General features: G+C 74.9%; 16 protein-coding genes. 2 read left to right on the top strand and 14 right to left on the bottom strand.

Features of this window, described 5'->3' with window-relative positions; all coding sequences use genetic code 11:
- Window positions 1-91 precede the first annotated feature (91 nt).
- The gene (locus J3473_RS07060) at window positions 92-1372 is read left to right on the top strand and encodes a hypothetical protein (protein WP_242525731.1); all 1281 of its coding nucleotides are present in this window, start codon (window positions 92-94) and stop codon (window positions 1370-1372) included.
- A gap of 97 nt (window positions 1373-1469) precedes the next feature.
- Here J3473_RS07060 and hemB read toward each other — a convergent pair whose 3' ends face one another.
- The 11 genes from hemB to J3473_RS07005 all read right to left on the bottom strand — a co-directional run bounded on the left by hemB (window position 1470) and on the right by J3473_RS07005 (window position 12100).
- Window positions 1470-2468 (bottom strand): porphobilinogen synthase, encoded by a 999-nt coding sequence (hemB, locus tag J3473_RS07055; RefSeq protein WP_242525730.1) that lies wholly within the window; start codon window positions 2466-2468, stop codon window positions 1470-1472.
- Window positions 2465-4084, bottom strand: coding sequence for a bifunctional uroporphyrinogen-III C-methyltransferase/uroporphyrinogen-III synthase (locus tag J3473_RS07050; RefSeq protein WP_207022470.1), 1620 nt, complete (start codon window positions 4082-4084; stop codon window positions 2465-2467). The genes hemB and J3473_RS07050 overlap by 4 nt, the downstream gene beginning before the upstream one ends.
- Entirely contained in the window at window positions 4081-5031 is a 951-nt protein-coding gene (gene hemC / locus J3473_RS07045) for a hydroxymethylbilane synthase (RefSeq protein ID WP_030526676.1), read from the bottom strand. The genes J3473_RS07050 and hemC overlap by 4 nt, the downstream gene beginning before the upstream one ends.
- Window positions 5028-6338 (bottom strand): glutamyl-tRNA reductase, encoded by a 1311-nt coding sequence (locus J3473_RS07040; protein ID WP_207022469.1) that lies wholly within the window; start codon window positions 6336-6338, stop codon window positions 5028-5030. Before J3473_RS07040 ends, hemC begins: the two co-directional genes overlap by 4 nt.
- A complete protein-coding gene (locus J3473_RS07035; RefSeq protein WP_207022468.1) occupies window positions 6335-7000 on the bottom strand; it encodes a redox-sensing transcriptional repressor Rex in 666 nt (221 codons plus the stop codon). The genes J3473_RS07040 and J3473_RS07035 overlap by 4 nt, the downstream gene beginning before the upstream one ends.
- Window positions 7001-7166: 166 nt before the next feature.
- The gene (locus J3473_RS07030; protein ID WP_207022467.1) at window positions 7167-7451 is read right to left on the bottom strand and encodes a glutaredoxin family protein; all 285 of its coding nucleotides are present in this window, start codon (window positions 7449-7451) and stop codon (window positions 7167-7169) included.
- A gap of 19 nt (window positions 7452-7470) precedes the next feature.
- Window positions 7471-9003, bottom strand: coding sequence for a lysophospholipid acyltransferase family protein (locus J3473_RS07025; protein ID WP_207022466.1), 1533 nt, complete (start codon window positions 9001-9003; stop codon window positions 7471-7473).
- Complete coding sequence (locus tag J3473_RS07020) at window positions 9003-10052, bottom strand: SDR family oxidoreductase (RefSeq protein ID WP_242525729.1); 1050 nt, start codon at window positions 10050-10052, stop codon at window positions 9003-9005. Before J3473_RS07020 ends, J3473_RS07025 begins: the two co-directional genes overlap by 1 nt.
- Before the next feature lie 159 nt (window positions 10053-10211).
- The gene (locus J3473_RS07015) at window positions 10212-10310 is read right to left on the bottom strand and encodes an AURKAIP1/COX24 domain-containing protein (RefSeq protein ID WP_003792170.1); all 99 of its coding nucleotides are present in this window, start codon (window positions 10308-10310) and stop codon (window positions 10212-10214) included.
- 156 nt (window positions 10311-10466) lie between these two features.
- Window positions 10467-10667 (bottom strand): helix-turn-helix domain-containing protein, encoded by a 201-nt coding sequence (locus J3473_RS07010; protein WP_030526670.1) that lies wholly within the window; start codon window positions 10665-10667, stop codon window positions 10467-10469.
- Between the two features lie 242 nt (window positions 10668-10909).
- On the bottom strand, window positions 10910-12100 hold the full coding sequence (locus tag J3473_RS07005; protein ID WP_207022464.1) for an acetoin utilization protein AcuC: 1191 nt from the start codon (window positions 12098-12100) through the stop codon (window positions 10910-10912).
- A gap of 74 nt (window positions 12101-12174) precedes the next feature.
- Between J3473_RS07005 and J3473_RS07000 the strand changes: the two genes are divergently transcribed.
- The gene (locus tag J3473_RS07000; protein WP_207022463.1) at window positions 12175-12840 is read left to right on the top strand and encodes a TrkA family potassium uptake protein; all 666 of its coding nucleotides are present in this window, start codon (window positions 12175-12177) and stop codon (window positions 12838-12840) included.
- Window positions 12841-12855: 15 nt separating this feature from the next.
- On the opposite strand, the gene J3473_RS06995 is transcribed toward J3473_RS07000, so the two are convergent.
- The 3 genes from J3473_RS06995 to proC all read right to left on the bottom strand — a co-directional run bounded on the left by J3473_RS06995 (window position 12856) and on the right by proC (window position 14771).
- On the bottom strand, window positions 12856-13386 hold the full coding sequence (locus J3473_RS06995; RefSeq protein WP_030526667.1) for a GNAT family N-acetyltransferase: 531 nt from the start codon (window positions 13384-13386) through the stop codon (window positions 12856-12858).
- 73 nt (window positions 13387-13459) lie between these two features.
- Window positions 13460-13978 carry a GNAT family N-acetyltransferase gene (locus tag J3473_RS06990; RefSeq protein WP_207022462.1) on the bottom strand — a complete coding sequence of 173 codons (519 nt, stop codon included), beginning with the start codon at window positions 13976-13978 and terminating at the stop codon, window positions 13460-13462.
- Window positions 13971-14771 (bottom strand): pyrroline-5-carboxylate reductase, encoded by an 801-nt coding sequence (gene proC / locus J3473_RS06985; RefSeq protein WP_207022461.1) that lies wholly within the window; start codon window positions 14769-14771, stop codon window positions 13971-13973. Before proC ends, J3473_RS06990 begins: the two co-directional genes overlap by 8 nt.
- Window positions 14772-14791 lie beyond the last annotated feature (20 nt).

The raw sequence follows: 14791 nt of genomic DNA, 5'->3' as shown, positions 1-14791 counted from the left end.
GAGTGCGGAAGTGGTCGCTTCGGCAGCCACTTCCGCACTCACCATCGAGTGTGTTTGAGAATGATTGTCATTCTGGTTTAGGGTCGCCGCCATGCGACCACGCCTCCGCGCCCTGCGCCCCGCCGTCCTCCTCCTCGCGCCCGCCGTCGTCCTCGCCGGCTGCGCGTCCGACCCCGCCTCCCCCTCGTCCGCGACGAGCGCCACGCCGTCCGCGACGGTCGGGGGCGACGAGCGCGAGGTGCGGGGCGTCGAGCCGCGCGTGCTGCTCGCCCACGAGGGCGGCCTCACCCTCGTCGACGCGACGACCGGCGAGACCGTCCGCCAGGACGCCCGCGAGGGCTTCCTCCGGCTCAGCGACGCGGGCGACGGGCGGCACGTCGTCGTCGCCGACGGTGATGCGTTCCGGGTGTACGACACCGGGATCGAGCGCCAGCCGCACGGCGACCACGACCACGCCTTCGAGTACACGCCGGGCCTCACCGACGTCTCGTACGCCGCAGCCCACGCCGGGCACGTCGTGCCGCACGAGGGGATGACCGCCCTCTTCGGCGACGGCGACGGCTCGGTCCAGCTCGTGCCGACCGAGCAGATCGGCTCCGACGTCGCCCCCGTGCAGCGGTCGACGACACCCGCGCCGCACCACGGGGTCGCGGTGCCGGTCGAGGACGGCCTCCTCGTCACCGACGGGACCGAGGAGTCGCGCTCGAGCGTCCGGCTGGTCCGCGACGGGCAGGAGGTCGCGCGGACCGACGACTGCACGGGCGTCCACGGCGAGGCGGCGGCCGCCCCGGACGAGGACGGCGACGTCGTGCTCTTCGGCTGCGAGGACGGCCCGGTCGTCTACCGCGGCGGCGAGTTCCACAAGGTCGCGGTGCGCGACGACTACGCCCGGACCGGCAACGCCGCGGGCAGCCCGGAGTCGCCCGTCGTCCTCACCGACTACAAGGTCGACCCCGACGCCGACCCGGTGGAGAAGACGACCCGCGTCGCGCTCGTCGACACCCGCACCGACCGTCTGCGCCTGGTCGAGCTCGGGTCGTCGTACTGGTTCCGCTCGCTCGCGCGCGGCGCCGACGGCGAGGGCGTCGTGCTGACCTACGACGGGTCGCTGGCCGTCGTTGACGTCGACTCCGCGGCGGTCACGCGCCGCATCCCCGTCATCGCGCCGTGGCAGGAGAAGGACGACTGGCAGCAGCCGGGCCCGGTCCTGCGGGTCGTCGGCGACACCGCCTTCGTCACGGACGCGGAGCAGAAGGAGCTCGTCGTCGCCGACCTCGGTACCGGGAAGGTCCTCGCCCGGCACGCGCTCGAGCACACGCCCGTCGAGATGGTCGTGGTCACCGGCGAGGCCCCGCACGCCCACGAGCACTGACGCGGCACCCGTCCGAGCGCGGGCTACACCGCAGTAACTGACGCCTCAGCGTCACGTACTGCGGTGTAGCCCGCACCTGGACAGGCTGCGTGGGCGCTCAGAGGCGCTGGGCGGCCTCGATGGCGTGGTAACTGAGGATGATGCTCGCGCCGGCCCGGCGGATGCCGAGCAGCGCCTCCATCATGACCCGCTCGCGGTCGACCCACCCGCGCTCGGCGGCGGCCTCGATCTGGGCGTACTCGCCGGAGATCTGGTAGGCCGCGACGGGCACCGGCGAGACCGCGGCGGCCGCGGCGACGACGTCGAGGTGCGGCCCGGCGGGCTTGACCATGACGATGTCGGCGCCCTCGGCGATGTCGGCCTCGAGCTCGCGCAGCGCCTCGCGGCCGTTGGCCGGGTCCTGCTGGTAGGTCGCGCGGTCCCCGACGAGGGAGGACTGCACGGCCTCGCGGAACGGCCCGTAGAGCCCCGAGGTGTACTTCGCGGCGTACGCGAGGATCGAGGTGTCGGTGTACCCGGCGGCGTCGAGGGCCGCCCGGACGTACCCGACCTGGCCGTCCATCATCCCGGACAGGCCGAGGACCGGCGTGCCGGTCGCGGCCTGCGCGAGGGCCATCGACGCGTAGCGCTCGAGCGTCGCGTCGTTGTCGACCGAGCCGTCGGCCGCGAGCACGCCGCAGTGGCCGTGGTCGGTGAACTCGTCGAGGCAGAGGTCGCTCATGACGACGAGGTCGTCACCGACCGCCTCGACGACCCGCGAGAGCCCGACGTTGAGGATGCCGTCGGGGTCGTCGGCGCCGGAGCCCCGACCGTCCTTGGCCGATGGCACACCGAAGAGCATGATCCCGCCGAGCCCGGCGTCGACGCAGCGCCGCGCCTCCTCGACGAGCGAGTCGAGCGTGTGCTGGACGACGCCGGGCATCGACGAGATGGCGACCGGCGCGTCGATGCCCTCGCGGACGAAGACCGGCAGGACGAGCTCGGCCGGGTGCAGCCGCGTCTCGGCGACGAGCCGCCGCAGCGCCGGGGTGCGGCGCAGCCGGCGCGGCCGGCCGACCGGGAACGGCGCCCCCGGCAGCGGCAGGCCCGCCGTCACGTGGCGCGCTTCCGGCCGCCGGCGCGACGCTGGCTCGGACGCACGACCTCCTCGCCGGCCTCGGCGGCGTCGAGAGCGATCGAGCGGCCGTGGTCGGCGAGCGCGTCGACGAGCGCCGCGGCGCTCGGCTCCGGCGCGAGGACGTCGACCCGCAGGCCGTGCTCCTCGGCCGTCTTCGCCGTGGCCGGGCCGATGCAGGCGATGACCGTGCTCGGGTGCGGCTTGCCCGCGATGCCGACGAGGTTGCGCACGGTCGAGCTCGACGTGAAGAGCACGGCGTCGAAGGCCCCGGACTTGATGGCGTCGCGCACCGGCGCGGGCGGCGGGGCGGCCCGGACGGTGCGGTAGGCGGTGACGTCGTCGACCTCCCAGCCGGTGGCCTGCAGGCCCGCGACGAGGGTGTCGGTGGCGATGTCGGCGCGGGGCAGGAAGACCCGGTTGATGGGGTCGAGGTCGGCGTCGAAGGGCGGCCACGCGTCGAGCAGGCCCTGGGCGGACTGCTCGTCGGTGGGCACGAGGTCGGGGTTGATGCCCCACTCGCGCAGCGCGTCGGCCGTGACGCCACCGACGGCGGCGACCTTGAGACCGGCGAACGAGCGCGCGTCGAGCCCGAACTCGTCGAACTTCTCGCGGATGGCGCGCACGGCATTGACCGACGTGAAGCCGACCCACTCGTAGCGGCCGGTGACCATGCCCTTGACGGCGCGCTCCAGCTGCTGCGGCGTGCGCGGCGGCTCGACCGAGATGGTCGGGACGATCTCGGCGTGCGCGCCGTGGTGCTCGAGGCGGGCGGTCATCGTGCCCGACTGCTCCTTCGTGCGCGGCACGAGGACCGACCAGCCGTAGAGCGGCTTGGTCTCGAACCACGAGAGGGCGTCGCGCATCCGGACGGTGTCGCCGACGACGGCGAGGACGGGGAAGCGGCTGTCGGCCATGACGCCGGGCGCCTCGCCGAGGGTCGTGACGAGCGTGCGCTGCTCGGTCGTCGTGCCGCGCTCGGTGAGGGCGACCGGGGTCGCGGCGTCACGGCCGGCGTCGAGCAGCGCCCGGAGAGCGACGGCGGCGCGGTCCGGGGCGCCGAGGACGACGACGGTGACCGAGGCGTCGACCCCGCCGGCGACGGCCGGCGCACCGGGACCGGCGACGACGACGTGGACGGCCGAGGTGGACTTGGCCGTGAGCGGCACGCCGGCGTAGGCCGGCACCGCGCTCAGGCTGCTGACACCGGGCACGACCTCGAAGGAGATGCCGGCCTTGACGAGCGCCTGCGCCTCCTCGGCCAGCCCGTTGAAGACGGCCGGGTCGCCGTCCATGAGGCGGACGACGAGGCCGCCCGCGTGCGCCTTGGCCGCCTTGACGACGAGCTTGGCGCGCGAGGCCTGGGTCAGGGCCTCGCCCTGGTCGCCGTGACCGGCGTCGACGACCTCGACGTCCTCGCGGGCGTGCCGCAGGGCGATCGCCTCGCGGGCGACCTGGTCGATGACGACGGCGTCGGCCGCGGCGAGCAGCTCGACGGCACGCACCGTGAGCAGGCCGGGGTCGCCCGGCCCGCCGCCGACGAAGGCGACGCGCGCGGGGACGCGGGAGGGGCGGGTGGACGAGCGCGTGGGGCTCACTGGGCACGCTCCGTGACGGATCGGTCGGTGGACGTGGGCATGAGGTCGGCGGCGCCGTCCTCGAGGAGGAGGCGGGCCGTCCTCCGGCCGAGGTCTGCGGCCTCGGCGGGGTCACCGGTCAGGGACCGGCGCAGGTCGTGGGAGCCGTCCGGGGCGGCGACGACGGCCCGCAGCGACAGCTCGGGCCCGTCCACCCCCTCGACGACCTCGGCGAGCGCGCCGACCGGGGCGGAGCACCCGGCCTCGAGCTCGGCGAGCAGGGTGCGCTCGGCGGTGACGCAGGCGCGGGCGTCGGCGTCCTCGAGCGGGGCGACGGCGGCGCGCGTGGCGTCGTCGTCGCGGCGGACCTCGACCGCGAGGGCGCCCTGGCCGGGGGCCGGCAGCACCTGGAGCGGGTCGAGCAGCTCGGTCACCTCGTCGGCCCGGCCGAGCCGGCGCAGGCCGGCCGCTGCGAGGACGACGGCGTCGAGCCGGCCCTCGTGCACGGCGCGCAGCCGGGTGTCGACGTTGCCGCGCAGGTCGGTGAGGACCAGGCCGAGGCCGAGGGCCTCGAGCTGCGCGCGGCGGCGCGGCGAGCCGGTGCCGACGGTGGCACCGGCCGGCAGCTCGCCGAGGGTCAGGCCGTCGCGCGCGACGAGGGCGTCGCGGACGTCCTCGCGGACGGGGACGGCGGCGACGTCGACGCGGGGGTCGGGCGCGGTCGGGAGGTCCTTGAGCGAGTGGACGGCGAGGTCGACCCGGCCGTCGGCGAGCGCCTCGCGCAGCGCGGAGACGAAGACGCCGGTGCCGCCGAGCTGGGCGAGCGGGGTCGTGCGGTCGCGGTCGCCCTCGGTCGTGATCTCGACGAGCTCGACCTCGTGCCCGAGGGCGCGCAGCCGGTCGGCGACCCAGGAGGACTGGGTCGTCGCGAGGGCGGAGCGGCGGGTGCCGAGGCGCAGCGCGGTCATGCGTCCTCCCCCGGGATGGCCGGCGGCGCCGAGACGAGCGAGACGTCGCGCGGGTCGAGGTCGAACAGGTCCGAGAGGGCGCGAGCGTAGCTGCCACCCTGGCCGTCCCGGGCGAGCTCCTTGACCCGGACGGTCGGGGTGTGGAGCAGCTTGTCGACGACGCGCTCGACGGCGCGGCGGACCTCGGCCCGCTCGTGGTCGTCGAGGCCGGGCGTGCGTCGCTCGAGGCGGGTCAGCTCGGCGTCGACGACCTCGCCGGCGCGGGCGCGCAGCGCGGTGACGGTGGGGGCGACGGCCTGCGCGGAACGCTGGAGGAGATAGGCGGCGACCTCGGCGGTGACGAGCTCGCGCGCGACGGCGACCTGCGGGGCGGAGCCGGCCTCGGCGAGGTCCTCACCGAGCTCGGCGAGACCGACCCGGGTGGCGCCCTCGAGGGTGTCGACGTCGAGCTCGACGTCGTGCGGCAGCGCGAGGTCGACGTAGACCTGCGGGCGTCCGCCGCGGGTGGCGAGGGCGGCGGCGACGTGCTCGGCCGTGACGACCTGGCCCCGCGCGCCGGTGGAGGCGATGACGAGGTCGGCGTCCGCGAGCGCCTCGGTCAGCTCGGCGAGCGGGCGGGCGCGACCGCCGACCCGCTCGGCGACCCCGACGGCACGGTCGGGGTTGCGGTTGACGACGACGACCTCGCGGGCGCCGTGGCGCGAGACCGTGGTCGCGGCGAGCGCGCCCATCCCGCCGGCGCCGACGACGAGGACGGACCGGGCGCCGAGGCCCCCGAGCACGGCCTCGGCGCGGGTGATGCCCGCCTGCACGAGGGAGCCGCTCACGAGGTCGATCTCGGTCTCGGAGTGGACGCGCTTGGCGACGCGCAGGCCCTGTTGGAGCAGCCCGTTGAGCGCCGGACCGACGTGGCCGTGCTTCTGGGCGCGCGAGAGGCTCCGGCGCACCTGGCCGAGGATCTGCGCCTCGCCGACGGCCATCGAGTCCAGGCCGGCCGCGACGGTGAACGCGTGCGCGATGCCGCGGTCCTCGTAGTGCACGTACAGGTGGGGCTGCAGCTCGGCGCGGTCGACCGAACAGGCCTGTGCGAGAGCGTTGGTGATGTCGACGAGCGCGCCGTGGAAGGTCAGGCTCTCGGCGTAGACCTCGGTGCGGTTGCACGTCGAGAGGACGACCGCCTCGGTGACGTGCTCCGAGCGCAGGACGGCGGTCTCGAGGTCGGTCGCGGCGGGACCGTCGAGGGCCACCGACTCGAGCAGCCCGAGGGGCGCCCCGTGGTGGGAGAGGCCGAGGACGACGAGGCTCACGGCGCCACCGCCTCGGCGACGGCGTTGCGCTGGCCGTGGAAGGCGAGGATCTGGAGCTCGGTCGAGAGGTCGACCGTGCGCACGGCGACGTCCTCGGGGACCGACAGCAGCACGGGCGCGAAGTTGAGCACGGAGCGGATGCCGGCCGCGACGAGCGCGTCGCAGGCGTCCTGCGCGCCGTCGGAGGCGGTGGCGATGACGCCGACCGAGAGCCCCTCGTCGCGCACGAGCGTCGTGAGGTCGGCCATCGGGCGCACGACGCGGCCCGAGACCTCCTGCCCGACGACCCGCGGGTCGCGGTCGAGCAGGGCGATGACCCGGAAGCCGCGCTCGGCGAACCCGCGGTAGGCGGCGAGCGCCCGCCCGAGGTTGCCCATCCCGACGATGGCGACCGGCCAGTCCTGGGTCAGCCCGAGCGCCGCCGCGATCTCGGAGGCGAGCCGCTCGACGTCGTACCCGACCCCGCGCACGCCGTAGCTGCCGAGGTGCGAGAGGTCCTTGCGGAGCATCGCCGAGCTGACCCCGGCGGCGCCGGCCAGCTCCTCGGAGCTGACCGAGGCGATGCCGGCGTCGGCGAGGGCGGTGAGGGCTCGCAGGTACCCGGGCAGACGGGCCACCGACGCGTCCGGGATGCCCCGGCGGGTGGCTGCTGCGGTGGACACAGGCGGTCACCGACTCCTTTCGCGGGTCACGGGCTGCGGCGAGAGGCACGGCGAGACGCCGCACGGTCGCCCGCGGAACCCGGTCAGCCTACGACTTTGTGAAGGGAGGCACAAAGTTGCGCGGGACCCCGGTGACGTGCCTCACGACGACGATGTGCTAGTGCGCTCAACGTCCGGTCGGGCCGGATGCTTCCCCTCGGGGCGGGGTGGCGAGGGCCGCCCGCAGCCGGGTCTCGTCGACCCGCCAGAAGTCGTGCTGGCGCCCGTCGACGAGGGTGACCGGCACCTCCTCCGACCAGCGTCCGAGCAGGTCGAGGTCGCCGTCGACGTCGAGCTCGCGCCACCCGACGCCGAGGTCGGCGCACACCCGGGCGACCGTCTCGCGGGCGCTCGTGCACAGGTGGCAGCCCTCGCGGGTCACGAGGGTGACGCGGGGCTCGGGGGTGCTCACGGCGCGGTACCCACGGCGCTCAGAAGAAGACCGACCGGCGCTGCATGAGCAGCGTGTAGAGGGTCTGCTGGATGGTCTCGCGCACCTGGTCGGTGAGGTCGAAGACGAGCATGGGGTCCTCGGCGGCCCCCTCGTCGTGGCCGGAGGTGTCGATCGGGGCGCCGAACTCGATGATCCACTTGCTCGGCAGCGGGACCATCCCCAGCGGGCCGAGCCACGGGAAGGTCGGGGTCACCGGCGCGTACGGCAGTCCGAGCAGCCGCGCCAGGCTGCCCATGTTGCCGATGATCGGGTAGGTCTCCTCGGCGCCGACGACCGAGCACGGGACGATGGGCACCCCGGCGGCGAGCGCCGCGGAGACGAAGCCACCGCGGCCGAAGCGCTGCAGCTTGTAGCGCTCGCTGAAGGGCTTGCCGGTGCCCTTGAAGCCCTCGGGGAAGACGCCGACGAGCTCGCCGCGGCCGAAGAGACGCGCGGCGTCCTCGCTCGCGGCGAGGGTCGAGCCGGAGCGGCGGGCCATCGTCCCGACGAACGGGGTCTGGAAGACGAGGTCGGCCCCCAGCGCGCGCATCGTCCGGTGCTGCGGGTGCTCGTCGTGGATGGCCAGCTGCACCATGAGCGAGTCGAGCGCGATCGTGCCCGAGTGGTTGGAGACCACGAGGGCGCCGCCCTTCGCCGGGATGTTCTCGATGCCCCGCACCTCGACCCGGAACCAGTGCCGGTAGAGCGGCCGGAGCATCGGGTAGAAGACGTTCTCGGTGAAGTGCTCGTCGTAGCCGAAGTCGTCGACGTCGTAGTCGCCCTCGACCCGGCGGCGCAGGTACGCGAGCACCTGCGCGACCCGGCGCTCCACGTCCTCGGGCGCGACGCCGGCGGCCTCGGCCGCGACCCGCAGGCCCACGACGAGCGCGTCGAGGACGTCGGCGAGGTCGGGCACCGGCAGGCCGGAGCGGCCGGGCGCCGACGCGGTGGTGGGGTCGAGCGGAGGCACGGCGGCCAGCGGCGGGGCGGCCGCCGGCGGCGTGGCCGGGGCGGGCGGCGCGGGTCGCGCGGTCCGGCGGCGGGGCGCGGCGGGCGGAGCGGCGGGGTCGGCGACCCGCAGGTGCGGACGGCGCGCGGCGGCGTCGCGGCGGGCCTTCTCGCGCGGGGTGAGGCGGCCGGCGCCGGTGCGCTCCCCCGCCTGCGTCGTCGCGCGTGGCGAGGGGGCGGAGGTGACCTTGGGCGCCGGACGGTGCTTGCGGACCGACGCGACGGGGGCGGGCGCGGCCTTCTTCGCCGGCGCAGCCTTCTTCGCCGGCGCAGCCTTCTTCGCCGGCGCAGCCTTCTTCGCCGGCGCAGCCTTCTTCGCCGGCGCGGCCTTCCTGGCGGGCGCGGCCTTCTTCGCGGGCGCGGTCTTCTTCGCCGGGGTGGCCTTCGGCGTCGCGCTCGTCGTCGCCGCCACCGGTGCGGCCGCCACCGGCTCGGCCCCGATGAGCGGCGTCGAGCGGCGGCGGGCCCGCTCGCCACCGGCGCGCGCGGCACCGGCCGCGAGGGCTCCCGGGCGGGCGGCCATCAGCGCACCCTCCCGGCGCCGAGCGCCGTGAGCACCGACTGGCTCGCGGCGCCGGCGACCCCGCTCACGGCGTCGACGACCGAGCCGAGGCCCGGCCCCTGCGAGCCGAGGGTGGCGGCGAAGGCCTCGAACGCCTCCCGGGTCGTGTACCGGGGCTCGAACCCGAGCCGGTCGCGCATCCGCGTCGTGTCGAGGCCGCGGCCGTAGGCGAGGAAGGACATCTGGTCGGGCGAGAAGTCGGCGAGCCCGAGCCGGCGGGTGACGCCGCCGACGAACGAGGCGCTCCCGAGCGGCAGCGGGACCGCGGGCCGGCCGGCGAGGGCGACGGCCTGCAGGACGGTGACCACGCCGTCGCCGGCGACGTTGACGACCCCGGTCGCGTCACCGGTGGTGCCGAGCACGAGGGCGTCGATGGCGTCCTCCTCGTGGAGGAACTGCATCCGGGCGTCGTAGCCGAGCGGGACCGGCACGGCCGGCATCGAGAAGTAGTCGGTGATCGAGGTGCGGATGCGCGGGCCGATGACGTTGGCGAGGCGGAGCATGAGGATGTCGACGTCCGGGCGGCGCCGGGCGAAGCCGCGCACGTACCCCTCGACCTCGATGGAGTCCTTGCCGAAGCCGCTGCTCGGGGTGCGGCGCGCGTCCATGTCCTCGGTGAACAGCGCGGGGTCGCGCGGGGTCGAGCCGTAGACCGCGGCCGAGGACTTGACGACCAGGCGCCGCACGGTGGAGGACTTCTGGCACGCCGCGAGGAGCTGCATCGTGCCGATGACGTTGATCTCCTTCTGCGGGGTCCGGCCCCCGACGAAGGTCGGCGTCGCGATGACGTTCATGTGGACGACGGTGTCGACGCCCGACGACTCGATGACGCGGGAGATCATCGGGTTGCGGATGTCGGCGCGCACGAACTCGACGCCGGGGACGGGGTGCGGCGGCGGGATGACGTCGACGCCGACGACGCGCTCGACGCCCGGCTCGGCCGCGACCCGCCGCGCGAGCAGCCCCCCGAGGTACCGGGACACCCCGGTGACCAGCACCACCTTCGCCACCGCGACTCCTCCCATGCCGGTCCGACGGGACCGAGACTACCGGGGCGCTCCCGGGACCCACAGGGGGAGCCGGGACGTGGTCGCGGGGAGGGCTCCCGGGGGACGACAAAGGTCCCCGGCAACGGCCGGGGACCCTCGACGCTCAGAGGTGACGCGTGGTCACTTCTTGTTGCGACGCTGGTGACGCGTCTTGCGCAGCAGCTTGCGGTGCTTCTTCTTCGCCATCCGCTTGCGCCGCTTCTTGATGACAGAGCCCATGGGTGTTCCTCACGGTGGTACGGGGGTACGGCGGCCCACCCTACCGGCGGGCCCCCACCGGCCCCAAACCGCGGGGGCCGGAGACGGTGTGCGGGTGACGCACGAGGGGCGCCCCGCCGGCCGGCGGGGCGCCCCTCCTCGGTCCGCGGGACCGGGTCACGCGGTGTCGACGAACGAGCTGCGCAGGTAGGCGTGCACCTCGTCCTCCGGGACCCGGAAGGACCGGCCGACCCGGATCGCCGGCAGCTCACCGGCGTGGACCATGCGGTAGACCGTCATCTTCGAGACGCGCATGATCGTGGCGACCTCGGCGACGGTGAGGAAGCGCACCTCGCCGAGCTGACGCTCCGTGGACATCTGGACCTCGATCTTCTGCTCGCCGCAGTGCCGGATCCAGCCCGGACAGCTCCCTGTGGCGTGCTGTCGCAACCATAGGGGCAGTTGTGACCACTGTGAAGGGGAATGAACGCACTCGTGGACGTTGTCCAGCCGACACGCCGTCTCCGACAGCAGAATTTCGGCGTGTCGAGCCGATCGGCCGAACCCCCGCTCGGGCGCTCGGCCCCGGCCGGACGGCCGAACCCCGGGGGCGTGCGGGGTCAGTCGAACCAGGGGTCGAGGCCGTGCAGCGGGAAGACGGCCTGCCGGGTCGCGAACACCGCGCGGTCGAGCGGGCTGTCCGGGTTGTGCCCCATCCCCCACGGCTGCACCCAGATCGGGAGCCGGTCCTTCGGCAGGTCGCCCATCCGGCGCGGCCCGGGCCGCCCGAGCAGCGACTCGACGTGGTCGAGCCAGTCCTGCGGCACCGGCGTCTGCACGTCGACCGGCGCGTGCGCCGCGATCGCCGTCAGGTGCGTCCACGAGCGCGGCACGACGTCGACGAGCTCGTAGCCCCCGCCGCCGAGCGCGACCCAGCGCCCGCCGCACACCTCGTGGGCCAGCGAGTGCAGCTCGTCGTGGGCGCGCCGCTGCGCGTCGACGGTGATGGCGAGGTGCGCGAGGGGGTCCTCGAGGTGGGTGTCGCAGCCGTGCTGGGTCACGAGGACGTCCGGCGCGAAGGCGCGCACCAGGTGCGGCACGACCGAGTCGATGGCCCGCAGCCACGACGCGTCGCCGGTGCCCGGGGGCAGGGCGACGTTGGCGACCGTGCCGCGCGCGTCGGGCCCGCCGACGTCGGCCGGCCACCCGGTGCCGGGGAAGAGGTGCTGGCCGCTCTCGTGGAGGGAGATCGTCATCACCCGCGGGTCGTTCCAGAACGCGCGCTCGACGCCGTCGCCGTGGTGGACGTCGATGTCGACGTAGGCGACGCGCTCGGCGCCGTGGTCGAGCAGCCACTGGATGCCGACGGCGATGTCGTTGTAGATGCAGAAGCCGCTCGCGTGCGTGCGCATCGCGTGGTGCAGGCCACCGCAGTAGTTGACGCCGTGCTCGGCCTCGCCCTCCCAGACGCGCCGGCAGACCTCGACGGTGCCCTGGACGATCCGGGCCGAGGCCTCGTGCATCCCCCGGAAGGCCGGGTCGTCGTCGGTCCCCAGGCCGCGGTGCACGTCGGCCCGCGCCGGGTCGGCCGAGGCGACCTTGACCGCCTCGACGTAGGCGGGGTCGTGGACGGTCGCGAGCAGGTCGTCGTCCGCCACACCGGGGCTCACGAGGTCGACGTGGTCGAGGACGCCGAGGGAGCGCGCGAGGCGCGTCGTGAGGTCGAGGCGGACGGGGCCCATCGGGTGGCCGGGACCGAAGTCGTAGGCGGTGAACACGTCATCCCAGATGACGCTCGTCCGTGGGGCCATGGCTGCACGCTACTCGGTGGTCGGTCCGTGGCAGGCTGGGACCGCACGGACCCACCACCGGGAGGAACGCACCCATGGGCAGGAACGCCCGCGACGACGAGGTCCTCGTCATCGGCCTCGGCCGCTTCGGCGCCGCGGCGGCCCTCGAGCTGCGACGGCTCGGGCACAAGGTCACCGCCATCGAGAAGGACGGCTTCCTCGCCGAGAAGTTCCTCGGCCGCATCTCGCAGGTCGTCCACGGCGACGCGAGCGACGCCGGCGTCATCCGCGACGCGAAGGCCGGCCGCTTCCAGATCGCCGTCGTCGCCATCGGGTCCTCGGTCGAGGCCTCGGTGCTCGCGGCGGCCAACCTCGTCGACGCGCAGGTGCCGGCCATCTGGGCCAAGGCGCTCTCGCCGGAGCACGCCCGCATCCTCGACCGGATCGGCGTGCACCACATCGTGCGTCCCGAGGCCGACACCGGCCGGCGCGTGGCCCACCTCGTCGGCGGGCGGATGCAGGACTACATCGAGTTCGACGACGGCTTCGCCATCGTCAAGATGCGGCCGCCGACCGAGACGATCGGGTTCACGCTCGAGCAGAGCCAGGTCCGCAGCAAGTACGGCGTCACCGTCGTCGGCGTCAAGGCGCCCGGCGAGGACTTCACCTACGCGGTGCCGACCACCAAGGTCTCGGCCCACGACACGCTCATCGTCAGCGGGCCGACGACGCTCATCGAGCGGCTGGCCGCCCGGCCGTAACCGGGCCGGCCGGGCTCAGATCGCGCTGGGGATGCCCCCGCGGTCACCGGCGAGGGAGAGGGTCATCGCGACCTCCTCCTCGCCGTCGTCCTCGGAGACGACGCGCATCGGACGGCGGCTCTCGGTCGGACGGAAGCCGAAGCTGCTGGCGAAGGCCACGGCGCGACCGTTGTCGGTGCCGACCCAGTAGAGGAGCTGGCGGCGGCCGTCCTCGGCGGCGACGCGCGAGGCGGCCCGCACGAGCGCGGCCGCGACGCCGGTGCCCCGGGCGGCCGGGGTGACGAAGAGGCCGAAGAGCTGGGCGTGGTCCGGGCGGTCCTCGTCGACGTCCCCGACGCTGGCGATGCCGAGGGGCTCGCCGTCGCGCTCGGCGAGCAGGCGCGTCGAGCGCTCCATCCGGGCGCGCCAGAAGTCCTCGGGTTCGGCCTCTTCCTCGTCGTGGGAGGCGACGAACGCCTCGGGCGACTCGCGCAACGCCGTGAGGCGCATGGAGCGGTAGTGCTCCCACTCCTCGGCGCCCAGGGTGCGGACCGTGATGTCGCTCATGGCCGTCACTCTCCCACGACACCCACGGTGTGCGGCAACCGGGGAGGTGAACAGCGGGTGCGCCCCGGGTCCGTCACGCGAGCTCGAGGACCATCCGCTCCTCGACGCACGTGGGGTCCCACGGCATCGTCCCGGTCGCACCGGTGAGGGCGAAGCCGCGCCGCAGGTAGAAGCGCAGCGCCCGGGAGTTCTCGCGGGCGACGTCGAGGACGACGCGGCGCCGGCCGTCGGCGCGGGCCCGCGCCAGCGCGGCGTCGACGAGGTCGGCGGCGGCGCCGCTCCCGCGGGCGGCGCCGGCCACCCACATCCCGACGAGGTACACCTCGTCGTCCGGCTGGTCCTCGCCGTGGGCGAGGCCGACGGTGCCGACCGGGCGGTCGAGGTCCCAGGCGAGCCACAGCGCCGGGCCGGTGGCCACGAGCGCGCGCCAGTCGTCGTCGGTGCGGGCCGCGCTCTGCGCGTACGTCGTCCAGAAGGCGCGCGGGCTGTCGATGAGGGCGGCCTGGCGCACGTCGCGGTAGGCGCGCCACGTGGCGTCGGTGACCGGCTCCACCCGCAGGCCGGGGTGCACGCCCGGCGCCGCCTCAGCCACCGGCGAGCTCGCGGCTGCGGGTGGCAGCGGCCTCCATCGCGCTGATGAACGCGGCCCGCACCTTGTGGTCGTCCATGACGCGCAGCGCGGCCGCGGTCGTGCCGCCCGGCGAGGTGACCTGCTCGCGCAGGACGGTCGGGTGCTGGCCGGTCTCCTTGATCATCGTCGCGGCGCCGAAGAGGGTCTGGACGACGAGCTCGGTGGCCGTCGAGCGCGGCATCCCGAGGACGACGCCGGCCTCGATCATCGCCTCGACGACGTAGAAGATGTAGGCCGGGCCGCTGCCGGAGATGGCGGTGACGGCGTCCTGGAGCTTCTCGGGGACCTCGAGGACCTTGCCCGTCGCGGCGAGCAGCGACTGCGCCTCGGTGAGGTGCTCGGGCCCGCAGTGCGCCCCGGCCGAGACGGCGGCCATCCCCTGGTCGACGAGGGCCGGCGTGTTGGGCATCACCCGGACGACCGAACGGCCCTGCGGCAGACGGGACTCGACGAACGAGGTCGTGATGCCGGCCGCGAGGCTGACGACGAGGTCACCCGCCTCGACGTGCGGCGCGATCTCGTCGAGGAGCGCCCCCATGTCCTGCGGCTTGACGACGAGGACGAGCGTGCTCGCGGCGGCGGCGGCCTCGGCGTTCTCGAGGACGCGCACCCCGTAGCGCTCGGTCAGCTCGGCGGCGCGGTCGGCCCGGCGCTCGGTGATGACGAGGGAGTCGGCCGGCCGCCCTGCGCGGAGCAGCCCCGAGAGGAGCGTCTCGCCCATGACACCGGCACCGAAGATCGCAGTCGTGGCCATGGCGCCGAGTATGCCGTCCG

The sequence above is a fragment of the Phycicoccus sp. DTK01 genome (genome assembly GCF_017312765.1).
Lineage (GTDB): Bacteria > Actinomycetota > Actinomycetes > Actinomycetales > Dermatophilaceae > Phycicoccus > Phycicoccus jejuensis.
The sequence above is the reverse complement of the archived record's forward strand: the minus strand, read 5'-3'. Positions and strand labels throughout refer to the sequence as shown.

What these genes read in the sequence shown, in the direction of transcription:
- J3473_RS07010 (WP_030526670.1), bottom strand. Translation starts at nt 10,667, where the DNA reads ATGTCCACGGAGCGTCAGCTCGGCGAGGTGCGCTTCCTCACCGTCGCC.
- J3473_RS06995 (WP_030526667.1), bottom strand. Translation starts at nt 13,386, where the DNA reads ATGAGCGACATCACGGTCCGCACCCTGGGCGCCGAGGAGTGGGAGCAC.
- J3473_RS07015 (WP_003792170.1), bottom strand. Translation starts at nt 10,310, where the DNA reads ATGGGCTCTGTCATCAAGAAGCGGCGCAAGCGGATGGCGAAGAAGAAG.
- proC (WP_207022461.1), bottom strand. Translation starts at nt 14,771, where the DNA reads ATGGCCACGACTGCGATCTTCGGTGCCGGTGTCATGGGCGAGACGCTC.
- J3473_RS07025 (WP_207022466.1), bottom strand. Translation starts at nt 9,003, where the DNA reads ATGGCCGCCCGCCCGGGAGCCCTCGCGGCCGGTGCCGCGCGCGCCGGT.
- J3473_RS07005 (WP_207022464.1), bottom strand. Translation starts at nt 12,100, where the DNA reads ATGGCCCCACGGACGAGCGTCATCTGGGATGACGTGTTCACCGCCTAC.
- hemC (WP_030526676.1), bottom strand. Translation starts at nt 5,031, where the DNA reads ATGACCGCGCTGCGCCTCGGCACCCGCCGCTCCGCCCTCGCGACGACC.
- J3473_RS07060 (WP_242525731.1), top strand. Translation starts at nt 92, where the DNA reads ATGCGACCACGCCTCCGCGCCCTGCGCCCCGCCGTCCTCCTCCTCGCG.
- J3473_RS07000 (WP_207022463.1), top strand. Translation starts at nt 12,175, where the DNA reads ATGGGCAGGAACGCCCGCGACGACGAGGTCCTCGTCATCGGCCTCGGC.